This window comes from Sphingobium rhizovicinum (assembly GCF_042647625.1).
Taxonomy (GTDB): domain Bacteria; phylum Pseudomonadota; class Alphaproteobacteria; order Sphingomonadales; family Sphingomonadaceae; genus Sphingobium; species Sphingobium rhizovicinum.
The window spans coordinates 424,354-447,228 of record NZ_JBHRVU010000004.1; the positions used below are offsets into that span (position 1 = coordinate 424,354).

Annotated in this window: 18 protein-coding genes, 1 tRNA gene, 1 pseudogene and 1 riboswitch; of the genes and pseudogenes, 5 read left to right on the top strand and 15 right to left on the bottom strand. The window is 65.1% G+C overall.

Translation table 11 applies throughout. The features are described 5' to 3' along the window. Nucleotides 1-81: 81 nt before the first annotated feature. Together ACFOKF_RS03400 and ACFOKF_RS03405 are read right to left on the bottom strand one after the other, a co-directional pair. Nucleotides 82-3,444, bottom strand: a complete 3,363-nt coding sequence (locus ACFOKF_RS03400; RefSeq protein WP_380793165.1) for a transglutaminase family protein — start codon at nucleotides 3,442-3,444, stop codon at nucleotides 82-84. Between the two features lie 89 nt (nucleotides 3,445-3,533). After that, a tRNA-Leu gene (locus tag ACFOKF_RS03405) sits at nucleotides 3,534-3,620 on the bottom strand. Nucleotides 3,621-3,780: 160 nt separating this feature from the next. Between ACFOKF_RS03405 and ACFOKF_RS03410 the strand changes: the two genes are divergently transcribed. Further along, on the top strand, nucleotides 3,781-4,293 hold the full coding sequence (locus tag ACFOKF_RS03410; RefSeq protein WP_380793167.1) for a hypothetical protein: 513 nt from the start codon (nucleotides 3,781-3,783) through the stop codon (nucleotides 4,291-4,293). Nucleotides 4,294-4,308: 15 nt separating this feature from the next. Here ACFOKF_RS03410 and gltB read toward each other — a convergent pair whose 3' ends face one another. The 5 genes and pseudogenes from gltB to ACFOKF_RS03435 form a co-directional block, all read right to left on the bottom strand. Continuing rightward, nucleotides 4,309-8,844 carry a glutamate synthase large subunit gene (gltB, locus tag ACFOKF_RS03415; protein ID WP_380793168.1) on the bottom strand — a complete coding sequence of 1,512 codons (4,536 nt, stop codon included), beginning with the start codon at nucleotides 8,842-8,844 and terminating at the stop codon, nucleotides 4,309-4,311. 52 nt (nucleotides 8,845-8,896) lie between these two features. Further along, nucleotides 8,897-10,341, bottom strand: a pseudogene (locus ACFOKF_RS03420) (NAD(P)-dependent oxidoreductase). Nucleotides 10,342-10,506: 165 nt separating this feature from the next. Further along, complete coding sequence (locus ACFOKF_RS03425) at nucleotides 10,507-11,316, bottom strand: undecaprenyl-diphosphate phosphatase (RefSeq protein WP_298398152.1); 810 nt, start codon at nucleotides 11,314-11,316, stop codon at nucleotides 10,507-10,509. Nucleotides 11,317-11,426: 110 nt separating this feature from the next. Then, the gene (locus ACFOKF_RS03430) at nucleotides 11,427-12,353 is read right to left on the bottom strand and encodes a complex I NDUFA9 subunit family protein (RefSeq protein ID WP_380793169.1); all 927 of its coding nucleotides are present in this window, start codon (nucleotides 12,351-12,353) and stop codon (nucleotides 11,427-11,429) included. Between the two features lie 84 nt (nucleotides 12,354-12,437). Then, on the bottom strand, nucleotides 12,438-13,016 hold the full coding sequence (locus tag ACFOKF_RS03435) for a TMEM165/GDT1 family protein (protein WP_380793171.1): 579 nt from the start codon (nucleotides 13,014-13,016) through the stop codon (nucleotides 12,438-12,440). A gap of 17 nt (nucleotides 13,017-13,033) precedes the next feature. Further along, nucleotides 13,034-13,228: riboswitch (yybP-ykoY riboswitch) on the bottom strand. 33 nt (nucleotides 13,229-13,261) lie between these two features. On the opposite strand from ACFOKF_RS03435, the gene ACFOKF_RS03440 reads away from it, so the two are divergent. Both ACFOKF_RS03440 and ACFOKF_RS03445 read left to right on the top strand, forming a co-directional pair. Continuing rightward, nucleotides 13,262-13,669, top strand: coding sequence for a DUF1801 domain-containing protein (locus ACFOKF_RS03440; protein WP_380793172.1), 408 nt, complete (start codon nucleotides 13,262-13,264; stop codon nucleotides 13,667-13,669). Continuing rightward, entirely contained in the window at nucleotides 13,666-15,240 is a 1,575-nt protein-coding gene (locus ACFOKF_RS03445; protein ID WP_380793174.1) for an amidase, read from the top strand. Before ACFOKF_RS03440 ends, ACFOKF_RS03445 begins: the two co-directional genes overlap by 4 nt. A 204-nt stretch (nucleotides 15,241-15,444) precedes the next feature. On the opposite strand, the gene ACFOKF_RS03450 is transcribed toward ACFOKF_RS03445, so the two are convergent. From ACFOKF_RS03450 to ACFOKF_RS03470, 5 genes are all read right to left on the bottom strand, one after another. Then, nucleotides 15,445-15,846 carry a hypothetical protein gene (locus ACFOKF_RS03450; RefSeq protein WP_380793176.1) on the bottom strand — a complete coding sequence of 134 codons (402 nt, stop codon included), beginning with the start codon at nucleotides 15,844-15,846 and terminating at the stop codon, nucleotides 15,445-15,447. A gap of 104 nt (nucleotides 15,847-15,950) precedes the next feature. Then, nucleotides 15,951-16,538, bottom strand: a complete 588-nt coding sequence (locus ACFOKF_RS03455; protein ID WP_380793178.1) for a hypothetical protein — start codon at nucleotides 16,536-16,538, stop codon at nucleotides 15,951-15,953. A gap of 13 nt (nucleotides 16,539-16,551) precedes the next feature. Beyond that, complete coding sequence (locus ACFOKF_RS03460; protein ID WP_380793180.1) at nucleotides 16,552-17,106, bottom strand: demethoxyubiquinone hydroxylase family protein; 555 nt, start codon at nucleotides 17,104-17,106, stop codon at nucleotides 16,552-16,554. Next, nucleotides 17,103-17,597, bottom strand: a complete 495-nt coding sequence (locus ACFOKF_RS03465; RefSeq protein WP_380793182.1) for a disulfide bond formation protein B — start codon at nucleotides 17,595-17,597, stop codon at nucleotides 17,103-17,105. The genes ACFOKF_RS03460 and ACFOKF_RS03465 overlap by 4 nt, the downstream gene beginning before the upstream one ends. 80 nt (nucleotides 17,598-17,677) lie before the next feature. Beyond that, entirely contained in the window at nucleotides 17,678-18,094 is a 417-nt protein-coding gene (locus tag ACFOKF_RS03470) for a GtrA family protein (protein WP_380793183.1), read from the bottom strand. 138 nt (nucleotides 18,095-18,232) lie between these two features. On the opposite strand from ACFOKF_RS03470, the gene ACFOKF_RS03475 reads away from it, so the two are divergent. Further along, on the top strand, nucleotides 18,233-20,107 hold the full coding sequence (locus ACFOKF_RS03475; RefSeq protein ID WP_380793185.1) for a hypothetical protein: 1,875 nt from the start codon (nucleotides 18,233-18,235) through the stop codon (nucleotides 20,105-20,107). A 75-nt stretch (nucleotides 20,108-20,182) separates the two neighbouring features. Here ACFOKF_RS03475 and ACFOKF_RS03480 read toward each other — a convergent pair whose 3' ends face one another. Next, a complete protein-coding gene (locus tag ACFOKF_RS03480; RefSeq protein ID WP_380793187.1) occupies nucleotides 20,183-20,644 on the bottom strand; it encodes a nucleoside deaminase in 462 nt (153 codons plus the stop codon). Nucleotides 20,645-20,682: 38 nt separating this feature from the next. Further along, entirely contained in the window at nucleotides 20,683-20,904 is a 222-nt protein-coding gene (locus ACFOKF_RS03485; RefSeq protein ID WP_380793189.1) for a hypothetical protein, read from the bottom strand. 147 nt (nucleotides 20,905-21,051) lie between these two features. Here ACFOKF_RS03485 and rpmB point away from each other — a divergent pair, with 147 nt between their 5' ends. Continuing rightward, nucleotides 21,052-21,345: a 50S ribosomal protein L28 gene (rpmB, locus tag ACFOKF_RS03490; protein ID WP_009822595.1), complete on the top strand. Its 294-nt coding sequence runs from the start codon at nucleotides 21,052-21,054 to the stop codon at nucleotides 21,343-21,345. A 154-nt stretch (nucleotides 21,346-21,499) separates the two neighbouring features. Here the strand turns inward: rpmB and ACFOKF_RS03495 are convergent, their stop codons facing one another. After that, on the bottom strand, nucleotides 21,500-22,852 hold the full coding sequence (locus tag ACFOKF_RS03495) for a S41 family peptidase (RefSeq protein WP_380793191.1): 1,353 nt from the start codon (nucleotides 22,850-22,852) through the stop codon (nucleotides 21,500-21,502). Nucleotides 22,853-22,875: the final 23 nt, after the last annotated feature.

Here is a 22,875-nt window from a genome sequence, read left to right on the forward strand (position 1 = left end):
GCGAACAGGTCGCCCTTGGGCGCTGCGGCCAGATAGTCGGCCGCCCAGTCTAGTCGGGTCTTGGTATCCACGGCGTCACCCTTACACACCCGGATGGCGGAAGCGTAGGTCCAGCGTCATGGGAAATTCGCCCGGCAGTTCGGCCGGCGGCATGTCGACCGGGCCGGGCGTGTGGCCATAATCCTGGAAACGCGCCTTGCGCCGCGATTCCGCCTCATAGCCGTTGATCGGCAGCGTGTCGTAATTGCGCCCGCCCGGATGCGCGACATGGTAGACGCAGCCGCCCAGCGACCGGCCGCTCCAGCTGTCGAGCACATCGAAGGTCAGCGGCGCATTGACCGGCAGATTGGGGTGCAGGCAATTGGCCGGCGCCCACGCCTTGTACCGCACGCCGCCCACCGCCTCGCCCGGCACGGCGGTCGCCGTCATGGGAACGCGGCGGCCGTTGCAGGCCAATATGTGCCGGCCCGCGATCAGGCCGGTGGCGCGCACCTGCAACCGCTCGGTCGATGAATCGACATAGCGCACCGTGCCGCCGATCGCGCCGGTTTCGCCCAGCACGTTCCAGGGTTCCAGCGCATGGGTGATCTCCAGCCCCACGCCGCCCGCATCGACCGCGCCGTGGATGGGGAAACGGAACTGGCGTTGCGCCTCGAACCAGTTGGGATCGAAGTCATAGCCCGCGCCCTTAAGGTCGTTCAGCACCTCCATGAAATCCGCCCAGACGAAATGGGGCAGCATGAAACGATCGTGCAGCGCCGTGCCCCAGCGGACCAGCCCGCCCTGTTGCGGCTGACGCCAGAACCACGCCGTCAGCGCGCGGATCAGCAATTGCTGGGCCAGGCTCATTTTCGCTTCGGGCGGCATTTCGAAGCCGCGAAACTCCAGCAGGCCCAGTCGCCCGGTCGGTCCATCGGGCGAGAACATCTTGTCGATGCAGATTTCGGTGCGATGGGTGTTGCCGGTGACGTCGACCAGCAGGTTGCGGAACAATCGGTCGACCAGCCAGGGCGGCGGCAGCCTGTCCACGCCCTCTTTCACCGGATCGGGCACCTGCGCCAGCGCGATCTCCAGTTCATACAGGCCGTCATGCCGCGCTTCGTCGATGCGCGGGGCCTGACTGGTCGGGCCGATGCAAAGCCCTGAGAAGAGATAGGAGAGCGAAGGATGGCGCTGCCAGTAGAGGACGAAGCTCTTCAGCAGGTCCGGGCGGCGGATGAAGGGGGAATCATTGAGGCTTTCCCCGCCCAGCACGATATGATTGCCCCCGCCGGTGCCGACCGACCGGCCATCGACCATGAACTTGTCGGCGGTCAGATCGCATTCGCGCGCCAGCGCATAGAGGCGCTCGGTAATGGCGACCGTTTCGTCCCAGCTGGCGGCGGGCTGAACATTGACTTCGATCACGCCGGGGTCGGGCGTGGCCTTGAGCACGTCCAGGCGCGGGTCGGGCGGCGGGGCATAGCCCTCGATCCGCACCGGGATGCGGGTTGCCTCGGCCACGATCTCGACCTGCGCGATCAGTTCCAGATAATCTTCCAGCGTCTGCACCGGCGGCAGGAAGACCGACAGGCAATGGCCGTTCGGCTCGACCGTGATGGCGGTGCGCACCGCGCCTTCGATCAGCACCTGCTCGACGCGCGCCTGCGCCGCCGCGCCGCCTTCGGCCTCCGCCACGCGCTGGACCGGCTGGGCTTGCGCCTCTTCTCGGGTGGCGGCCTCGCTCACCTGCACGCGATAGTCGGCCAGCGGCCCGCGCGGTTCGCTGGTGTCGCGCGGGTGGATATAGGGATAGGCCGACGGCGGGACATAGGGCAGCGACCCCAGCGGCAGGCGATATCCCAGCGCCGAATCGCCGGGCACGGCGAACAGCTTGCCCCGGCGCAACTGCCAGATTTCGCTCTGCCAGCGTGGGGTGGCGACGGCGCTTTGCCACCGCTGCACCGGCAGCACATAGCCGACCGGCTGGTCGAGGCCGCGGCTGAATGCCTTCACCATCCGCGCGCGCGCTTCGGGATCGGCGATCTCGGGCGCTTCGGGCGTGGTGTTGACCGGCAGATCGGCTTCCTTGATCGACCAGACCGCCGGGTCTTCATAGACGGGATGGGTATAGTCGGCGGAAAAGCCCATATTGCCCGCCAGTGCGCCCAGGAAAGCCTGCGCATCGTCCGCCGTAACCATGCGCGCGCCTGCGGGCGCATCGTCGGTGGCGATCAGGTCGGCGTCGCGCCACACCGGCACGCCATCCTTGCGCCAATAGACGGCATAGGCCCAGCGCGGCAGGCTTTCGCCCGGATACCATTTGCCCTGGCCATGGTGCAGCAGGCCGCCCGGCGCAAATTCGCTGCGCAGCTTGCGGATCAGCTTGTCGGCATAGGCGGCCTTGGTCGGGCCGACCGCGTCGCCATTCCATTCGCCCGCATCGCCGCCATTTTCCGCGACAAAGGTCGGCTCGCCGCCGGTGGTCAGGCGCACATCCTGCGCATTGAGGTCTGCGTCCACCTTCGCGCCCAGCGCCATCACCGCGTCCCAGCGGGTATCGGTAAAGGGCTTGGTGATGCGCACCGCTTCGGCAATGCGCGACACGGTCATGGCGAATTCGAAATCGACCTCGGCCGGTTCGGCCATGCCGCTGATCGGGGCGGCGGAGCGATAATGGGGCGTGGCGCACAGCGGGATATGGCCTTCGCCGGCAAACATGCCGCTGGTCGCGTCCAGCGCCACCCAGCCGGCGCCCGGCACATAGGCTTCGGCCCAGGCATGCAGGTCGACCACGTCCTGCGTCACGCCCTTTGGCCCTTCCAGCGGCTCGACATCGGCAACGAGTTGAATCGAATAGCCCGACACGAAGCGCGCGGCGAAACCCAGCCGGCGCAACAACTGCACCAGCAGCCAGGCCGAATCGCGGCAGGAGCCGGTGCCGATGTCCAGCGTCTCTTCGGGCGTCTGCACGCCCGCTTCCATGCGGATGACATAGCCGACCCGCTGTTGCAGCCGCCGGTTCACCTCGACCAGAAAATCGACCGTGCGAGATGTATGCCCGTCATATTCGGCGACCAGCGCGTCGAACAAAGGCCCCTGATCCTCCAGATCGAAATAGGCGGCCAGATCGGTCTTCAGCTGATCGTCATAGGCGAAGGGATATTCCTCCGCATAAGGCTCCACGAAAAAGTCGAAGGGATTGATGATGTCGAGATCGGCGAGCAGGTCGACCTCGATTTTGAAATGATCGATCGGGTCGGGAAAGACGATCCGCGCCAGCCAGTTGCCGTGCGGATCCTGCTGCCAGTTGAGGAAATGGTTCGCCGGTTCGATCTTCAGCGCATAATTGGGCACTTTGGTGCGGCTGTGCGGCGCGGGCCGCAATCGGATCACCTGAGGACCAAGCCGGATCGGGCGGCTGTAGCGATAGGACGTCAGGTGGTGGAGGGCGGCCTTGAGCATCGGGCGATCAAACGCCAGCGCTTGTTGCAATGCAACAGCCAATCGTTTCGGGGGAAAAGATTCTGCCGGCATTCAGGCTGGCAGGGTGATGGTGCGGTCAAGAAGACTCGAACTTCCACGGCCTTTCGGCCACAACGACCTCAACGTTGCGCGTCTACCAATTCCGCCATGACCGCACAATCAAACAGGAAACCGGCGGGGCCGGTGCCTTGGTAGGAGGCGGCCCTTAGCAAAGGCTTTTGGGTCATGCAACAAGTGATCTGCATCCGCGTTGTGATTGATCGGGAAAGAGGAGGCCGGCGCCGCGAGAGGAGGCGACCGGCGCAGGAGACGATAATGCCGATGCAATTCTGGATGGCGACCGGCGCCACCATGGGCGCCGCCATGGTGATGGGACTGGGGCTGGGCCAATATGTCACCAGTCCACAGGGGCGCTCGCCCGCCGATCAGTCCGTGGTCGAGAGCGGCTATGATCCCCAGCCGTCTGCCGATAGCGCGATAGCCATGGACGAAGCGCCGGTCGCAATCCACTGCACCGGGTGCGGCCCGACGCTGGCCGAACGGCGGTGGCAGGCGGACATGGCAGGGCTGGATGCGGACGGTATGATTGCGGGCAGCGATGATCCGGTGGTGCGTGACTATATGGCCGATGCGGCGGAAGACACGCCGCAAGCGACGCAAGTCACATCTTCGCCCCAGCAATTGGTGCCGGTCCATGTGGTGCGATTCGCCGATAATGCGCCTGCTGCGCCCCATGCTGTCCCGGTTGCGACCGTCCCAACGCAAACAGGGGCTCGGCGGGAGGATGCGGAGCCTGCGCCCCCCATCGTCCCGACCGACCCCCGTTAAGGTGCGCAATCCGGCTTATTCGGCCGCGACGACCTCCGCCTGCGCATCGCTCAGCGGGTTGGCGAGGCGTTTGACCATTTCCTTCGGGCAGACCTGCCAGAAATAACGGCGCCAGCGATCCCAGTCGTCCAGGATGGTGTTGGACCATTTGCTGTCGGTCGCCACCGCATGCTGGGCGATCAGGGCCTTCAGCTCTGCCTCCCAATGCGCGCTTTCCAGCCGCTGCCACACGATGCTTTCCGGGTTGGCGCGGCTGGGGAAGCTGCCATCTTCGTCCAGGATGAAGGCCATGCCGCCGGTCATGCCTGCGCCGAAATTGGCGCCGGTCTGGCCCAGGATCACGGCCGTACCGCCGGTCATATATTCGCAGCCATTGGCGCCGCAGCCTTCGACCACCACCTGCGCGCCCGAATTGCGGACGGCGAAGCGCTCACCGGCCTGACCCGCCGCGAACAGCTTGCCGCTGGTCGCGCCGTAAAGGACGGTGTTGCCAAGGATGGTGTTGTCCTTCGACGACAGCGGCGAGGATACGGTCGTGCGCACCGAAATGATGCCGCCCGACAGCCCCTTGCCGACATAGTCGTTGGCGTCGCCGAACACTTCCAGCTTGATGCCCTTGCACAGGAAGGCACCCAGCGACTGGCCGGCGGACCCGCGCAGGCGCACGGTCAGATGGCCGTCGGCCAGCGTCGACATGCCGAACTTTTCGGTCACGGCGGCGGACAGGCGGGTGCCCACGGCGCGATGCGTGTTGCGCACCGTATAGGTGAGCTGCATCTTTTCACCCCGTTCGAACACGGCGCGCGCATCCTTCATCATCTGCGCGTCCAGGCTTTCGGGAACCGGGTTGCGGCCCTCCAGGCTGAAACGGCGCTGATCGTCGGGTGCGTCGACCTTGGCCAGGATCGGGTTGAGGTCGAGATCGTCCAGATGCTCGGCGCCGCGATTGACCTGCTTGAGCAATTCGGTCCGCCCGATCACCTCGTCCAGGCTGCGATAGCCCAGACGCGCCAATATCTCGCGCACTTCCTCGGCGATGAAGGTCATCAGGTTGATGACCTTTTCGGGCGTGCCGGTGAATTTCTGGCGCAGCTTTTCATCCTGCACGCAGACGCCGACCGGGCAGGTGTTGCTGTGGCACTGGCGCACCATGATGCACCCCATGGCGACCAGCGACAGCGTGCCGATGCCATATTCCTCCGCGCCCAGGATCGCAGCGATCACGATGTCGCGACCGGTCTTGAGGCCGCCGTCGGTGCGCAGCTTCACCCGATGGCGCAGGCCATTGAGGGTCAGCACCTGATTGGCTTCCGACAGGCCCATTTCCCAGGGCGTGCCGGCATATTTGATCGACGTCTGCGGCGATGCGCCGGTGCCGCCGACATGGCCGGCGATCAGGATGACGTCGGCATGGGCCTTCGCCACGCCCGCCGCCACGGTGCCGATGCCTGCCTGGCTGACCAGCTTCACGCACACCTTGGCGCGCGGGTTGATCATCTTGCAGTCGTAGATGAGCTGCGCCAGATCCTCGATCGAATAGATGTCATGGTGCGGCGGCGGCGAAATCAGCGTCACGCCGGGCGTCGAATGGCGCAGGCGGGCGATGAATTCCGTCACCTTGAAACCGGGCAGCTGGCCGCCCTCGCCGGGCTTGGCGCCCTGTGCGACCTTGATTTCGATTTCTTCGGCGCTGCCCAGATATTCGGCATGGACGCCGAAGCGGCCGGACGCGATCTGCTTGATCACCGAATTGGCGTTGTCGCCATTTTCATAAGGCTTGAAGCGCGCGGCATCCTCGCCGCCTTCGCCCGACACCGCCTTGGCGCCGATGCGGTTCATCGCGATCGCCAGCGTCTCATGCGCTTCGGGGCTGAGCGCGCCGAGCGACATGCCCGGCGTCACGAAGCGCTTGCGGATTTCGGTGGTGGCTTCGACCTCGTCGATCGGCACCGCTTCCCGCGCGAAGTTGAACTCCAGCAGGTCGCGCAGATAGACCGACGGCAGATCGCGCACGCCGCGCGAGAATTGCAGATAGGTCGAATAGCTGTCGGTCGCGACCGATGTCTGGAGCAGGTGCATCAGCTGCGCGGAATAGGCATGCGCCTCCCCGCCATTGCGCTGGCGATAGAAGCCGCCGATCGGCAGGCGCACCGCCGCCGCGTCATAGGCGGCGTCGTGGCGCAGCATCGCGCTGTAATGGAGCGAGGCATAGCCTTCGCCCGAAATCTTCGCCGGCATACCGGGGAAGAGATCATTGACCAGCGCGCGCGACAGGCCGACCGCTTCGAAATTATAGCCGCCGCGATAGGAGCTGACGACCGCGATGCCCATTTTGGACATGATCTTCAGCAGGCCCTCATTGATCGCGACGCGATAACGCTCGACGCAGGCGTCGAAGGCGAGGTCGCCGAACAGGCCGCGCGCATGGCGATCGGCAATGCTGGCTTCGGCCAGATAGGCGTTCACCGTGGTCGCGCCGACGCCGATCAGCACCGCATAATAATGGGTGTCGAGCGCCTCGGCCGATCGCACGTTGATCGATGCGTAGCTGCGCAGCCCCTTGCGGACCAGATGGGTGTGGACAGCGGCAGCCGCCAGCACGCCCTGAATGGCGACGCGGTCGGCGCTGACATGCTCATCCGTCAGGAAGATTTCGGTGCGGCCTTCGCGCACCGCCTGCTCGGCTTCTTCCCGGATGCGGGCGATGGCGGCGCGCAGCTGCTCCTGCCCGCCGGTCGCGGGGAAGGTGCAGTCGATTTCGGCCACGGCCGGCCCGAAATAGGCCTTCAGCCGCGCCCATTCGGCGCTCGTCACCACCGGCGATTCCAGCACCAGCACATGGCTGTTCTGCGCGCCTTCCTCCAGGATGTTGTGGAGGTTGGAGAAGCGCGTCTTCAGGCTCATCACATGCCGTTCGCGCAGCGGGTCGATCGGCGGGTTCGTAACCTGGCTGAAATTCTGGCGGAAGAAATGGCTGATGGTGCGCGGCTTGTCGGAAATGACGGCGAGCGGCGTGTCGTCGCCCATCGACCCGATCGCTTCCTTCGCATCCTCGACCATGGGGGACAGGATCAGCTCCATATCCTCCAGCGTCAGATTGGCGGCGACCTGACGGCGGGTCAGTTCCGCCTTGTCCCATGACGGCAGGGCGCTGGGCGCGTCGGCCAGATCCTCGACGGTCAGGAAATCCTTGATGAGGTCGCCATAGGGGCGTTCGCCCGCAATCTGGTCCTTGATCGCGCGGTCGTCATAGATTTCGCCTTCCAGCAGATCGACCGCGATCATCTGGCCCGGACCCATGCGGCCCTTCTTGACGATGGTGGTTTCGGGCACGACGACCATGCCGGTCTCCGATCCCACGATCAGCAGATTGTCGCCGGTCAGCGTGTAGCGCAGCGGGCGCAGCGCATTGCGGTCGACGCCGGCCACGACCCAGCGGCCGTCGGTCATCGCCAGCGCGGCAGGGCCGTCCCACGGCTCCATCACGGAGGCGAGATATTCATACATGTCGGCATGCGCCTTGGGCAGTTCGGCGCTGTCCGCCTGCCATGCTTCGGGCACCAGCATCAGCTTGGCGGTCGGCGCGTCGCGGCCGGAGCGACAGATCGCCTCGAACACGGCGTCGAGCGCGGCGGTATCGGACGCGCCGGCCGGGATCACCGGCTTGATGTCCTCGGACTGCTCGCCAAAGGCCAGCGACGCCATCTTGATCTCGTGGCTCTTCATCCAGTTCTTGTTGCCGCGGATCGTGTTGATCTCGCCATTATGGGCGAGGGTGCGGAACGGCTGGGCCAGCCACCATTGCGGGAAGGTGTTGGTCGAATAGCGCTGGTGGAAGATGGCGACGCGGCTCTCGAACCGTTCGTCCTGAAGGTCCGGGTAAAAGACCGACAGCGATTCGGCGAGGAACAGCCCCTTGTAGATGATCGACCGGCACGACAGCGAGCAGACGTAGAAGTCGTTGATCTGGGCCGCGATCACCTTCTTCTCGATGCGGCGACGGATCAGGTAGAGATCCTTTTCGAACTCGGCCATGTCGCGTTCTTCCGGCATCGGGCCGGCGATCATGATCTGCTCGATTTCGGGGCGGGTCGCCTGCGCCTTCTGGCCGATGACCGACACGTCGACCGGCACCTGACGCCAGCCATAGATGGTGTAGCCCGCATCGATGATTTCCGCTTCGACGATCGTGCGGCAGGCTTCCTGCGCGCCCAGATCGGTGCGCGGCAGGAACACCATGCCCACGGCCAGCCGGTTGGGCAGCGGCTTGTGCCCGCTGTCGGCGATGCAATCGTCAAAGAAACGGACCGGCAGGTCGACATGGATGCCCGCGCCGTCGCCGGTCTTGCCATCGGCGTCGACCGCGCCACGGTGCCACACGGCCTTGAGCGCATCGATCGCGCTGGCGACCACGCGGCGGCTGGCGCGGCCATCGGTCGCGGCGACCAGGCCCACACCGCAGGCGTCGCCTTCCAGATCGGGGTGATACATGCCCTGCGCAGCGATGCGCGCGCGCTCTTCCGGGCTGGCCATGAAATGGGTGTCGGTCATGATCGGGCCTTCCTTCCGATGATGATAGGGTGTCGGGTGGTCGAGGGGCGGCTTATGCCGGCACCTTCTCGCCCGCCTTCGCCTTGGCTTTCAGATAGCGGTGCATATGATCGGTCACGTCGCGGCCGTCGCGGATCGCCCAGACGACCAGGCTTGCGCCACGCACGATGTCGCCGGCGGCGAACACGCCGTCCATGCTGGTCATCATCGTCTTGTGATCGACGCGCAGCGTGCCCCAACGGGTGACGGACAGGTCGTCCGCGCCGAACAGCCTGGGCAGTTCTTCGGGGTCATAACCCAGCGCCTTGATGACCAGATCGGCGTCCAGCGTATGTTCGCTGCCCGGATCGGGTTCGGGCGCGCGGCGGCCCGAAGCGTCGGGCTGGCCCAGACGCATCTTCGTCACCTTGACGCCGGTGACATGCTCCGTGCCTTCAAAGGCGATCGGCGCGGTCAGCCAGACGAACTCGACGCCTTCCTCCTCGGCATTGGCGACCTCACGCTGCGATCCGGGCATATTTTCCCGATCGCGGCGATAGAGGCACTTCACCGAAGCGGCGCCCTGACGGATGGCGGTGCGCACGCAGTCCATCGCGGTGTCGCCGCCGCCGATGACGACGACATTCTTGCCTGTCGCCAGCAGCGTGCCGTCTTCATGTTCCGGCACCGCGTCGCCAAAGCCCGCCTTGTTGGAGGCGGTCAGATAATCGAGCGCCTTGACCACGCCCGGCGCGCCGACGCCCGGCGCCTTGATGTCGCGCGGCTTGTAGACGCCGGTCGCGATGAGGATCGCATCATGCTTTTCGCGCAGCTGCTCCATGGTGGCGTCGCAGCCGACCTCGAAGCTTTCATGGAAGATGATGCCGCCGTCCTTCAGGCGCTGGATGCGGCGCATCACCACATCCTTTTCCAGCTTGAAGCCGGGGATGCCATAGGTCAGCAGGCCGCCGGCGCGGTCGTGCCGGTCATAGACATGCACCTCATAGCCCGCGACGCGCAGATATTCCGCAGTGGTCAGGCCGGCGGGGCCGGCGCCGATCACGCCGACCGACTGGCCGGTGGGCTTGCCGGGAACCAGCGCCTCGACCCAGCCTTCCTTCCAGGCGGTGTCGGTGATGTACTTCTCGACGCTGCCGATGGTGACGGAGCCGTGGCCGGAAAATTCGATGACGCAATTGCCTTCGCACAGGCGGTCCTGCGGGCAGATGCGGCCGCAAATTTCCGGCATGGTGCTGGTCAGGTTGGACAGTTCATAGGCTTCGCGCAGACGCCCCTCGGCGGTCAGGCGCAGCCAGTCCGGGATATGATTGTGCAGCGGGCAGTGGGTCGAGCAATAGGGCACGCCGCATTGCGAACAGCGCGACGCCTGTTCTTCCGCTTTTTCAAGCACGAAGCTGCGGCTGATTTCGAGAAAGTCGTCGGCGCGATCATCGGCCGCGCGCTTTTCCGGTAGGATTGTCCCTTGCCCACGAATTTCAGCATCGGATTGTCGCCCATAAACCTGTCCCTGACTATGTTGCAGATGCGCGCATAGCAGAAAAACCCACGGAGTCACGTGGATTCTGGCATATAGGTCAGTATAAGTTACCTATTAATCGGCCATTTTACCCCTTGTTGCGAATCGATCGCAAAAAATGGCCGATCAATATGTCCGATTCGGTCCTATCTTAGGGTGAGCCAGATCAGAGCGGCTGCGCCAGCGATGATTCGATACCAGGCGAAGGGCGCAAAGCCATGTTTGGACACCAGGCCGACGAACCATTTGATGACCAGCAGGGCGACGACGAAGGACACGACAAAGCCCAGCGCGATGCTGTCCCAGCCCACGGCGGCGCTGGTGATCTGATCCCCTTTCTTCAGCAATTCCAGCGTCGTCGCGCCCAGCATGGTGGGGATGGCGAGGAAGAAGCTGAACTCGGCGGCCGTGCGCCGTTCGACGCCCAGCGTCAGCGCGCCCATGATCGTTGCGCCCGACCGGCTGACGCCGGGAATCATGGCGATGCACTGGATGAAGCCGATGCCCAGCACGCGCACGACCGGAATGTCGGCGATGCCGTGAAAACGCTGTTCCTTGATCGCCCGTTCGATCAGCAGGATGGCGACGCCGCCGGCGATCAAGGCCCAGGCGACGACCTGCGGCGCACCCAGCAGCACTTCGATATAATCGTGCAGCGCCAGCCCGATGACGGCGGCGGGGATGAAGGCGAGGATCAGGTTGCGCAGGAAGCGCCAGCTGACCGGCTCGCGCCGCAACAGGCCCATGCCGACCGCCCAGAAGGTGCGCCAGTAGAGCACGACCACCGCCGAAATCGCGCCCAGCTGGATGATGACGTTGAACATCGCCCAGGTGGAGGCGTCATAGCCCAGCAGCTCGCTCGCCAATATGAGGTGGCCGGTCGAGGATACGGGCAGAAATTCGGTCAGCCCCTCGACAATGCCCAGCAGGATGACGGTCAGATAATGAAGGTCCATGGTTTAGATCCTGGCTCCCTGGCATAAAAAATCCTCCCCCAGATGGCTGTGGGGAGGAGCATGAAAGGCGGGGCGGCATATGGCATGCGCCCCGCCCGCATATCATGTGATCAGGCTTTCGCACGGCCGGCGAAGCGGCCATGTTTGCGATAGCGGACCATCCATTTGCCGGCGACCGCGCTCAGCGGCGTGGGGGCGACGCCCAGCGCCGCCAGCCCTTGCGCGCCCGGGGCGGCGACATTGTCGCGGCCCAGCATGGCGAGTTGGTCGCGGGTGATCGGCCCGCCCGGCAACGCGGCGAGCAGCGAGGCAAAGGCGCCGGGCACTTCGACCAGTGGCCGGTCGCGGCCGATGGCGCTCGCGATCCAGCGGTTGATTTCCTTCATGCTCATCACCTGCGGGCCGGCGACCTCATAGGTTTTGCCGCCATGGACGCCCGGTTGCTCGGCCGCATTGGCGATCGCCTGCGCCACGTCGGCGACATAGACGGGCTGGAACTTCGTGCCTGCGCCGATCACCGGGATCAGTGGCGCGGAGCCGATGATCTGGGCGAAGCGGTTGAGGAACTGGTCTTCGGGGCCAAAGATGATCGATGGGCGGATGATCGTCGCGGTGGGGAAGGCGGCCTTGACCGCGTCCTCGCCTGCGGCCTTCGACCGGCCATAGGCCGACGGGCTGGCCGCATCCGCGCCGATTGCGGAGATGTGGACCAGCGCACTCACGCCGGCGGCGGCGGCCGCCTTCGCCACATTGGCCGCGCCTTCATGATGGAAGGCGTCGAAATCGCCGCTCAGCACGCCGACCAGATTGATGACGATGTCGCTGCCGTGCAGCGCGCGGGCGACGGTGGCGGGCTTGCGGATGTCGGCTGCGACGAACTGGCTCTGGCCCAGATTCCCCAGCGCCTTGATCTTGACCGCGCTTGCCAGATCGCGCTGGGCGATCCGCACCCGCGCGCCCCGCGCCATCAGCGCCTGCGCCACCTGCCGGCCCAGAAAGCCGCCGCCGCCGAAGATCGTAACCAGACTGTCGTTCATCACGCGCGTCCTATATTTTTCTGCCAGGGCAAGGATTGCTCCCACCCTTGCAACAGCCGCCACCCGCTGACAACCTCTTCTATCCTATCCGATCCAGCCTTGCAGGTCAGCCAGCATCCACAGGCCAAGCGCCAGGAACAGCAGCGCCGCGCCGATCTGAAGCGCGCGCATCGGCACCTTCTTCGCCAGCGCTTCGCCAAACAGCACGGCGGGCACATTGGCGATCATCATGCCCAGCGTGGTGCCCATGGTGACGGCCAGCAGATTGTCGAACCGCGCGCCCAGCGCCACCGTGGCGACCTGCGTCTTGTCGCCCATTTCGACCAGGAAGAAGGCGATCAGGGTGGTCACGAACACGCCCGCCTTCGATGGGGCCTTGAGCGGGGCGTCCTCGTCAATCTTGTCGGGGATCAGCGTCCATGCGGCCATGGCGATGAAGGAGGCGGCGACCGCATAGCGGAACCAGCCCTGCGTCAGCACGCCGGCGATGGAATGGCCGACCAGCGCGGCGAGGAAATGATTGGCGACCGTCGCGCCAAAAATGCCCAGGATGATCGGCGCCGGCTTTCGAAAGCGGGTAGCGAGCAGCATGGCGAGCAATTGCGTCTTGTCGCCCATTTCGGCGAGCGCAACCAAGGCGGCAGAAGTAAAGAGTGCTTCCATTGGATCGTTCCGGGGCCGGGCGAAGGTTGACAGACACAATGCCACCGTCGCTTCCCGCCCGGCCGGACAGAAAAGCGCCGATGCCATTGGTCTCGCCCGATACGGATGCCTATGATCCGCCTCCCATACGCCATGGCCTCTCGACCAAATATGTTGACGCATGGCCCGTTCCTGCAATCGGAACGACTGGCTACTCCCCAGATGACGCGCTAGCCTCTAGGCGAGCGGCGGGGGGATGGCAAGCCATGGTGAACAAGACGGTCGAAACGGACGCGGCGGTCGAGGATTTTCTGGCCCGGGTCGAACCGGCCGAGCGGCAGGCCGATGGCCGGATCGTGGCGGCGCTGATGGCGCGCCTGTCGGGTGAGCCGCCGCATATGTGGGGGCCGAGCATCATCGGCTTTGGCCGCTACCATTATCGCTATGATAGCGGGCGGGAGGGCGTCATGTGCCGCATCGGCTTTTCCCCGCGCAAGGCGGAACTGGTCTTCTACCTCGCCGGGCTGGACGATGCAGATTTCACGCCTCTGGGCAAATATCGGCGCGGCAAGGGCTGCCTCTATGTCAAGCGCCTGTCGGGCATCGACATGGCGGTATTGGAACGGCTGATCGTCCAGAGCCTTGCCCATATGGATGAGGTTTATCCGCGATGAAGAGGCTGCTGCCCGTCCTTGCCCTGATGATGACGGGCGCGCCCGCACAAGCGCAAACGCAGGATGCGACCATCGCCTCCCTCTCCGCCGATCTCGCCAGCGGCCGCACCAGCAGCGAGAAAGCGGTGCGCGCCTATGTGAAGCGCATCGCCGCGATGGACCGCAAGGGGCCACGGCTCAACGCCATCATCGCGCTCAACCCCCACGCCATTTCGCAAGCGCGCGCGCTGGATGCGGAGCGGCGGGCGGGAAGGGTGCGCGGCCCGCTCCATGGCGTGCCGATCCTGCTCAAGGATAATATCGAGGCGGCCGGCATGCCCACCACCGCCGGGTCGCTGGCGCTGGCCCGCAATGATCCGGGGCGTGATTCGCCGGTCGCCGCCGCCTTGAAGGCGAAGGGCGCGATCATTCTGGGCAAGGCCAACCTGTCCGAATGGGCCAATTTCCGGTCCGAACGATCGATGAGCGGCTGGAGCGCGGTCGGCGGCCTCACCCGCAATCCTTATGCGCTCGATCGCACCACCTGCGGATCGTCGAGCGGATCGGGCGCGGCCGTCGCCGCCCGCTTCGCCCCCGCCGCGATCGGCAGCGAAACCAACGGGTCGATCATCTGCCCGGCCTCCATGATGGGGCTGGTGGGCTTGAAGCCCAGCATCGGCCTGATCCCGCGCACCCATATCGTGCCGATCAGCCATAGTCAGGATACGGCCGGGCCAATGGCGCGCAGCGTGCGCGATGTCGCCATTCTGCTGTCCGCCCTGATCGCCAGCGATCCGGGCGATCCCGCTACAGCGAACGCTATGGCCCATGCGGGCGACTATGCCGCCGCGCTCGACCCGGCAAAGATCCGGGGCATGCGGATCGGCGTGCTGCGCGGCGGTGCGCAGCCGGAATTGCTGGCCCGTTATGCGGGCGCGCTGGCCGTGCTGAAGGGCCTTGGCGCGCAACTGGTCGAGGTGAAGAAGCCCCCAATGGAGGGCATGTCCGCCGCCAGCTATGATGTGCTGCAATATGAGTTCAAGGCGGACCTCAACGCCTATCTGGCGACGACCCGCGCCGATCAGGTGCCAACCCGCACGCTCGATGCGCTGATCGCCTTCGATGCGGCGCATGCCGCCACCGAAATGCCGTTGTTCGGGCAGGATATCTTCACCCTGTCGCAGGCGAAGGCCGGGCTGGACGATCCGGCCTATCGCGCCGCGCGGGACACATCGCTGCGGCTGGCGGGGAAGGACGGGATCGATGCGATGCTGACGGACAACCGCGTAGATCTGTTGGTGACGATCAGCTATGGCCCGGCCTGGCTGTCGGACACGGTCTGGGGCGATCAATATGAGGGGCCGGGCGGCTCCACCGGCCCCGCAGCGATCGCTGGCTATCCCCACCTGACCGTGCCCATGGGGCTGGTGCGCGGCCTGCCGGTGGGGTTAAGTTTCATCGGCCCGGCCTATGCAGAGCAGCGCTTGCTCGACGCGGGACTGGCCTATGAGCAGGCGGCCGGGATCAGTCTGAAGCCCGATTTTCGATCGACCGCTGATACCGGGCCGGAACTGGAGGGGATGCGGCCTTAGAGCCTCGTGCGTGAAACCTGGATCACCCAACCTCCGTTCGGGCTGAGCTTGTCGAAGCCCTGCATTTTGCCTTGAACACGCTAAGAAAAGTACAGCCCCCTTCGACTGCCTGCTTGCGGCAGGCGCTCAGGTTCAAACGAGTCACGCGCCTCGTTTGAAGCTTCGACAGGCTCAGGGCGAACGGATCATATTTAAAGCGCGACCTTAAGGCTCGCCCTTGCTCTCCTGCATGCGCCGTTCGGCGAACCATTGTTGCAGCATCTGCGCGGTGCAGCCGGTAAAGCCGTTGCTGCCGATCACCGAACAGCTGTTGGGCAGGGTCTGGCGCTGGGTCTGCTCCATGGTCGCAACCTGGCTTCCCCAGCCCGGGCCGCCGGCCGGTTCAGGCTTTTCGCGCAGCTTCTTGGGAATGCGATAGCGTTCGGATTCCGGCTTGCGCGCGCACACGACGATTTCGTCGCCCTTGCTTTGCGGGCAGGGATCGTCGCCATAGACCAGCAGGTTGATGATCCGTTCGGGCGGCGGTTCGGGCTGCGCCATCGCGCTGCCGGGCAGCAGGGGCGCCAGCATCAGGCCGATCAGGGGAAGAACGACGGACTGTCGCATAGAAAATTCCTTCTTGTCCCCTGTGATGACGCCGAACCCGCCCCGGTCCGGTGCCTGTCTGTCAGGACGGCGCCCGCCCCTCGAACCCGTCCGGTCCAGATCCGTCAGCGCTGCGGAGCGGGACCGTCGAGGACGATGCCGTCCTTCGTCGAAGGCGGCACTGGCGCCGGCTGGCCAGTGGCGGCGGCCTTTTCCTCCGCCTTCACCCGCGCTTCGATCGCTTCGCTGTCGGCGTCGATGGTGGACAGGCGCCGGGCGCGCTCCGCTTCGACCAGATCCTTCCAGCTGGCATTGTCGGCCTGTTGCCGTTCCGCCTTGGCCAGACGGGACAGCTGCGCAAAACAGCCGGTCGCGCCGCCGCCGCCGACGGGCGAGCAGCTTTCGGTGCCCTGCCGGCCGACATATTCCATTGACCGCACCCGTTCCCCCCAGGCCTGATTGCTGGGCTTGTTCGGATCGCCGCGCAGCGGCTCGGGGATGCGATAGCGTTCTTCCTCGCCCTTGCGCGCGCACACGACGATGTCGTCGCCCCGGCTCTGCGGACAGGCGTCGTCGCCATAGACGATGACCAGATTGATCTTCTCCGTCCCGCTGCTGGTTGCGGCATTGGGGGGCGTGTCTTGTTGCGCCAGCGCCGGGACGGACGCGCCGATCATCAGGGCGACGGCGGCGATCATCTTGGTCTTCATCATCTGTCCGTCCTTATCAGATGCGCTTGGAAAGCGCGATGGCGGCGCGGCATCCCAGCCGGATGGCGCCCGACAAGAGGGGGTAGGCCGGGGCTTGCTCCGCGCCATGGGCCAGTGCGGCATCGCGATGCTCGACTTCCTCCGCCTGAAAATCCGCAATAGCGGTGGAGAGTTCCGGGTCGTCCGCGCCCAGCTGCTCCAGCTGCTCGGCATAATGTTTGTCGATTTCGGTTTCGATCGCGGCGGTGCAGGCCATGGCGGCCCTTGGCCCCATCGCCGCCGTCACCGCGCCGAGCGCAAAGCCGGCGACATTCCAGATCGGCGCCAGCGCGGTCGGGCGCACGCCGCGCCGGGCGATCATCGCGTCGAAGGCGGCCCGGTGCCGTTCCTCCTGCGCCGCCATGCCCGCAATCAGCCGGCCATAAGGATGGCGGTCGCCCATCACCGCCAGTTGCCCGGCATAGATGCGCACCGCGCCAAATTCGCCGGCCTGATCCACCCGCACCATGGATGCGCGGTCGACATCGCTCGGCCGCTTGCCGGGCCGGGGGAAATCCTTGGGCGCGCTCATGCCTTCCTCGCTTTCAGCAACAGGGCCAAGATGGCGAGCGCGGCCACGCTCGACAAGAGGCCGTTATAGCCCGCCATCGAAATGCCGAACATCTTCCACGCCGCCACGTCGCAACGGGTGATCGGGCTGGCCATGATCTGGTTGAGCATGTCCGCCGCGCTGCCGCCGGAGGGCGATGTGGAACAGGTGGTCAGCCCTTCCCACCAGCCATATTCGACGCCGGCATGGAACAGGCCGATCAGGCCGCTGATGCCGACCGCGATGCCGGCAAAGCCTGCGAACAGGCCGCTGATGCAGGCCCGCCCGCGCACGCCATAGGCAATCAGCGCCAGCGGGATGGCGGCGAAGTGGGCATAACGCTGCCACCAGCACATTTCGCACGGATGCAAGCCGCCAGCATATTGAAAGGCATAGGCGCCCGCCAACATGGCGAGAGGCGCGAGCAGCGCCAGGGCGCGGGCCATGGCAAGCGAGGGAGACTGGCTGTTCATTCCGCCCGCTTAAACATTCCCCATGCTTTCGTCATGCTGAACTTGGCGACTTTTGTTCGGATGTCGCCTGATCTGGAAGGTCAGCGGAACACCCATTGCCGGTTCAGGCCGAACACGATGCCGGGCGTGATGAAGATCATGGCGGGGATGGGCGACCAGGCCGGCCAGCGCATATGCGTGACGCACAGATAGACCCAGAGCGCATTGAGCGCATAGCTGATCAACGACACGATGATGAATTTCGCGCCGCGCGCGCCATGGCTGGCGTCGCCGCCATGGCCGCGAAAGGTGAAGAGGCTATGGCTGACATAGCCGATGACGACGGCGGCGAGATAGCCGATGAAATTGGCGACCTGCGGATGCAGGCCGGCCATCGCCGCCAGCGTCCAGTAGATCGCCGCCTGACAGGCGGTGACGAACAGGCCGGTCACGCCATAGCGCACGATCTGCCAGAACAGCGCGCCATGGTCTGCATAAAGTCGTGACAGATATTTCATGACGGCCCCGGTTGCGCTTTGATGCGGAGCCATAGACCGCAACAGTAGCGGAGGCAAAGTTGCGGTCCGTTGTTTTTTGCCGGGATTCCCGAGCCGTGAAATGTTCCATTTCACGCGAAATCCCTCTAGTCCACCGCCATGACCTTGCCTAGCCGCGATGCCCTGCGCGCCCATGCCCTGCATTGGGGGCCGATCCTGACCGCTTATGCGCAGCGGCACTGGAAATGGCTGACCTTCCTCATCTGGATCATCATTGCCGTGTCGATGGTGGTGACGCGCTGGCTGGCGATCCACTGGCTGGTGCTGAGCGATACGGACGACAATATCCGCTATGTGCAGGTGAAGGACTGGCTGGCGGGGCAGGGCTGGTATGATCTGCGCCAATATCGGCTCGATCCGCCGGTTGGGGCCAATATCCACTGGTCGCGGCTGGTGGACATTCCGATCGCGGGGCTGATCCTGTTTTTCCGCGCCTTTGTCGATCAGGGACTGGCCGATCGACTGGCCTGCGGCATTGCGCCGCTGCTGCCGCTGCTGTTGCTGATGCTCTCGCTCGGTTTCATCGGGCGGCGGCTGGCGGGGCCGAATGGCTGGTTCTTGGCGATCCTCGCCCCGCTGGCGACGCAGATGGCGCTGGGCATGTATGCGCCGATGCGGATCGACCATCATGGCTGGCAACTGGCGCTGGCGCTGACGATGCTGGCCGGGGTGATCGACGAAAATCGCCTGCGCGGCGGATTGATGGCCGGGATCAGCAGCGCATTGTCGATCGCCATCGGCATGGAGATGATCGTGTATCTGGCGGCCGGTGGCGCGCTGATCGCGCTGCGCTGGGTGTTCCGGCCGGGGGCTGAGCGGCGTTTGCTGCCCTATGGGCTCAGCCTCGCGGGGGCGACGTCGATCCTCTATCTGCTGTTCGCCAGCTATGCCAACCGCGCAATGGTGTGCGACGCGATCTCGCCCATCTGGGTGGCGGTGTTCGGCGCGGCGGGGGCGGGAATGGTCGTCCTGTCGATCGCCCCTTTGCGCGGATGGCCGGTGCGGATGGCGGCCGGCGCGGTGGTGGGCGGCGCGGTCGCTCTCTTCTTCTACCTCAACTGGCCCCAATGCCTGAGCCCCTATCAGATTTCGCCCGAACTGGAGCGGCTCTGGCTCGCCAATATTCGCGAGGCCAAGCCCATCACGGTGCAGGCGCAGTCAATGGTCGTGCCGCTGATGGCAGTGCCGGTCGCGGGGCTGATCGGCCTGATCTGGGCCTTGTGGGATGCGCGGCGCGACCCGGAGCGGCTCTGGGCCTGGGCCACCGTGGGGCTGATGATGCTCTTTTCCACGGCGCTGCTCTTCTGGCAGTTGCGCGCCGGGCCGGCGGCGCAGCTGCTGGCGATCCCGCCCGCCGCCTGGGCCGCGCACCGGCTGGTCGGCGCGATCCTGACGGGGCGGCGCGGCGTGAAGATTGCCGCCGGGGCCGGGGTGGCGCTGCTGGCCGCCATCGCCTGCGCCTATCCGCTCTATCCGCAGATCGTCACGGCCTGGCAAAAGGCGACGGGCGCCACGCCAAAGCCCTGGCGTCCGTCCGCCATCGCCCGCAATGATTCGATCAAGAAGGCCAATGGCCGTTGCCGCACCTTGCCGGCGTTGCAGGTGCTGGACCAGCTGCCGCCGGCGACCATTTTCACCATGGTCGATCTTGGCCCGCGCCTGATCGCCACCACGCATCATAGCGCGCTGGCTGGCCCTTATCACCGCAACGGCGCGACGATTCTGGACATCCACCACGCCTTTGACGGTCCGGCGCGCGATTTTCGCGCGATCGCGGCCAAGCATCACGCCACCTATCTGCTGGTCTGTCCCTGGTTCCCGGAAGGCACCATCTATCAGTCGCGCAGCCCCGGCGGCTTTTATGCCGGCCTGATGCGGGGCGACCTGCCCAAATGGCTGGTGCCGGTGCAGCTGGAGACGGCGATGACGCTGCCCTATCAGCTTTATCGCATCGATTATACCAAGCCGCGCTGATCGCGCGCTTTGATATAGCTTTTGAGGTCGCATCGCTGATGCGAAAAGGCTGATCCTTTTCGCGCGATGCTTCGGTCAGCGTCTGGCGAGAAAAAAGTCGCGGAGCAGCGTTGAGGCTTCGGCCTCGGCGAGGCCGCCATAGACTTCGGGCCGGTGCAGGCATTGCGGCTGGGCGAAGAGGCGCGGTCCCTGTTCGATCGCGCCGCCCTTGGGATCGCTTACTGCATAATAGAGCCGGGCGATTCGCGCGTGGGAAATCGCGCCCGCGCACATCGGGCACGGCTCCAGCGTCACCCACAGGTCGCAGCCGGTCAGGCGATAGTCGCCCAGCGCAGCCGCCGCCGCGCGCATTGCGACAATTTCGGCATGGGCGGTGGGATCATTGTCCCGGCGGTTGCGATTCTCGCCCTCGCCGATGATCGCCCCGTCCCTTGTCACCACTGCGCCGATCGGGACTTCGCCTGCCGCCTGCGCCGCGCGGGCACGGTCGAGCGCGCGGCGCATCGGGACGGGCAAGGGAAAGGGGGGCGGGGCCATGCCCGCCCCTTACAGGATCATCTGGCTGTTAGGAAGGATCAGGGCTTTTTCACGTCCACCGTCGGCACATCGACCGTTTCCTTGCGGGTGCCTACTTCCACCTTGGCCACATTCGCCTCATATTTGGGGAGCGTGCCTTCCTTGACCGCGATTTCGGGCAGGCGGCCCTCCTGCGTCTTTTGCAGATCAATGAAGCCCGTGGCGATGCCGCCGGCCAGAACGAGCAGGATAATCACCAGCAATCCACCAATGACTCGCATATGTCCCTCCTTTGCGTTAATCGCGCTTTCAACGCATCGGGTCGCCAAAGGGTTGCGATCCTGCCTTGCTGCGGGTTGACGGGGGAGACGAATCCCGTTATCGGCGCGGCTTTCCGAACGAACCCGAATTTCAAAGGTTGATTGACTATGTCGCGCATTTGCGAGCTGACCGGTAAGGGTCGCCAGGTGGGTCACAATGTTTCCCACGCCAATAACAAGACCAAGCGTGTGTTCCTGCCCAACCTGCAGAACGTCTCGCTGATCTCCGAAGCGCTGGAAACCACCGTGAAGCTGCGCGTGTCGACCCATGGTCTGCGTTCGGTCGAACATAATGGCGGTCTGGACAACTGGCTGGTCAAGACCAGCGACGACAAGCTGTCGCTGAAGGCTCGCCGCCTGAAGCGCGACATCGTCAAGAAGAAGGCTGCCGCCGCAGCCTGATTCGTTTCGATTCGTTTCGGCATAGAAAGCGGCCCCTCACTGGGCCGCTTTTTTGCGTGCGCATCTTTTTTGTTGAGAGGGCAGGCCGCAAGAGTCGGTGGCAGCCAGCCGGAACTGCGCGCCGATGCCGCATCTGGGCACCGGCGCGCGCGCTTTATTTGGCACCCGGTTTCCGTGCCGCTACCTGGGCCTGGGCAATGGTGGCGCCGGGCGTGCCGGCCAGACGCGAAATCGTCTTGAGCGCATAGTCGAGCTGGAAGTCCTCGACACCCTTCTTCTTGAGGTCGTCCGCGGACATGGCGAAGCGCGGATCGTCCTTCGCATCCTCTTCCAGCGCTTTGTCGTCGGTCTTGATCTCGTTGATCAGGTGACGGCGCAGGTCGCTTTCGCGGAATTTCGGTCGGTTCTTGTAATCGGGGTCAGACAGTTGCGGCACGCGAATGTCGGGCTGGATGCCGCCTTCCTGCACGCTACGGCCTGACGGCGTATAATAGCGCGCGGTCGTCAGCTTGAGCGCGGTGGTGTTGCTGAGCGGCAGCATGGTCTGGACGCTGCCCTTGCCGAAGCTGCGTTCGCCCATCACCAGCGCGCGATGCTGGTCCTGCAAGGCGCCGGCCACGATTTCGGAGGCGGAGGCGGAGCCGGCATCGACCAGCACGATCACCGGCAGGCCCTTCGCATCGTCGCCCGGCTTGGCATAATAGCGTTCCACATCGCCCTTGGCCCGGCCGCGCTGCGACACGATTTCGCCCCGCTCCAGGAAGGTGTCGCTGACGCTGACCGCTTCATCCAGCAGGCCGCCGGGGTTGGAGCGCAGGTCGAGGATATAGCCGGTGGGCTTGTGGCCCAGCGACTTGTCGATGCTGCGGATCGCCGATCGCACGTCCGCCCCGGTATTGGCCGAGAAGCTGACGATGTTGATGACGCCGATATTATTCTTCACTTCCCATTTGACGGGCTTCAACTGAATGATCTCGCGCGTCAGGGTGAGTTCGATCGGCTTGTCGCGGCCGGCGCGGACCAGCGTCAGCTTGAGGGACGTGCCCGGCGCGCCGCGCATCTTGTCCACCGCTTCATCCAGCGTGCCGCCATAGATGAGCTGGCCATCGATATGGGTGATATAGTCGCCCGCCTTGATGCCCGCGCGCCAGGCCGGGGTATCCTGCGTCGGCGCGATCACCTTGACCGCGCCATCCTCCTGCGTGACCGACAGGCCAAGGCCGCCATAGCTGCCTTCCGTCTGGGTCCGCAGATTCTGGAAATCGCGCGCGTCGAGGAAGCTGCTATGCGGGTCGAGGCTGGCCAGCATGCCGTCGATCGCGCCCTTGATCAGTTTCTCGTCGTCGACCTTCTCGACATAGTCGCTGCGCACCTTCTGGAACACATCCATGAATTCATCGAGCGCCTTGTAGCTCGACGCTTCCCCATCGGCGAGAGCGGCGGTCGTAGCAGGGATGAGCGCAAGCGCCCCGAGCGCAACCGCGCCCTGGAGGAAGGTGGATTTCATGGCTGTCCTAGATTCCGGCATCT

Bases quoted from the DNA above. Each gene is read 5' to 3' on its own strand.
- ACFOKF_RS03400 (WP_380793165.1), bottom strand. From the start codon at position 3,444: ATGCTCAAGGCCGCCCTCCACCACCTGACGTCCTATCGCTACAGCCGC.
- rpmB (WP_009822595.1), top strand. From the start codon at position 21,052: ATGTCGCGCATTTGCGAGCTGACCGGTAAGGGTCGCCAGGTGGGTCAC.
- ACFOKF_RS03450 (WP_380793176.1), bottom strand. From the start codon at position 15,846: ATGCGACAGTCCGTCGTTCTTCCCCTGATCGGCCTGATGCTGGCGCCC.
- gltB (WP_380793168.1), bottom strand. From the start codon at position 8,844: ATGACCGACACCCATTTCATGGCCAGCCCGGAAGAGCGCGCGCGCATC.
- ACFOKF_RS03425 (WP_298398152.1), bottom strand. From the start codon at position 11,316: ATGGACCTTCATTATCTGACCGTCATCCTGCTGGGCATTGTCGAGGGG.
- ACFOKF_RS03470 (WP_380793183.1), bottom strand. From the start codon at position 18,094: ATGAAATATCTGTCACGACTTTATGCAGACCATGGCGCGCTGTTCTGG.
- ACFOKF_RS03410 (WP_380793167.1), top strand. From the start codon at position 3,781: ATGCCGATGCAATTCTGGATGGCGACCGGCGCCACCATGGGCGCCGCC.
- ACFOKF_RS03445 (WP_380793174.1), top strand. From the start codon at position 13,666: ATGAAGAGGCTGCTGCCCGTCCTTGCCCTGATGATGACGGGCGCGCCC.
- ACFOKF_RS03480 (WP_380793187.1), bottom strand. From the start codon at position 20,644: ATGGCCCCGCCCCCCTTTCCCTTGCCCGTCCCGATGCGCCGCGCGCTC.
- ACFOKF_RS03460 (WP_380793180.1), bottom strand. From the start codon at position 17,106: ATGAGCGCGCCCAAGGATTTCCCCCGGCCCGGCAAGCGGCCGAGCGAT.
- ACFOKF_RS03430 (WP_380793169.1), bottom strand. From the start codon at position 12,353: ATGAACGACAGTCTGGTTACGATCTTCGGCGGCGGCGGCTTTCTGGGC.
- ACFOKF_RS03495 (WP_380793191.1), bottom strand. From the start codon at position 22,852: ATGAAATCCACCTTCCTCCAGGGCGCGGTTGCGCTCGGGGCGCTTGCG.
- ACFOKF_RS03435 (WP_380793171.1), bottom strand. From the start codon at position 13,016: ATGGAAGCACTCTTTACTTCTGCCGCCTTGGTTGCGCTCGCCGAAATG.
- ACFOKF_RS03440 (WP_380793172.1), top strand. From the start codon at position 13,262: ATGGTGAACAAGACGGTCGAAACGGACGCGGCGGTCGAGGATTTTCTG.
- ACFOKF_RS03475 (WP_380793185.1), top strand. From the start codon at position 18,233: ATGACCTTGCCTAGCCGCGATGCCCTGCGCGCCCATGCCCTGCATTGG.
- ACFOKF_RS03465 (WP_380793182.1), bottom strand. From the start codon at position 17,597: ATGAACAGCCAGTCTCCCTCGCTTGCCATGGCCCGCGCCCTGGCGCTG.
- ACFOKF_RS03455 (WP_380793178.1), bottom strand. From the start codon at position 16,538: ATGATGAAGACCAAGATGATCGCCGCCGTCGCCCTGATGATCGGCGCG.
- ACFOKF_RS03485 (WP_380793189.1), bottom strand. From the start codon at position 20,904: ATGCGAGTCATTGGTGGATTGCTGGTGATTATCCTGCTCGTTCTGGCC.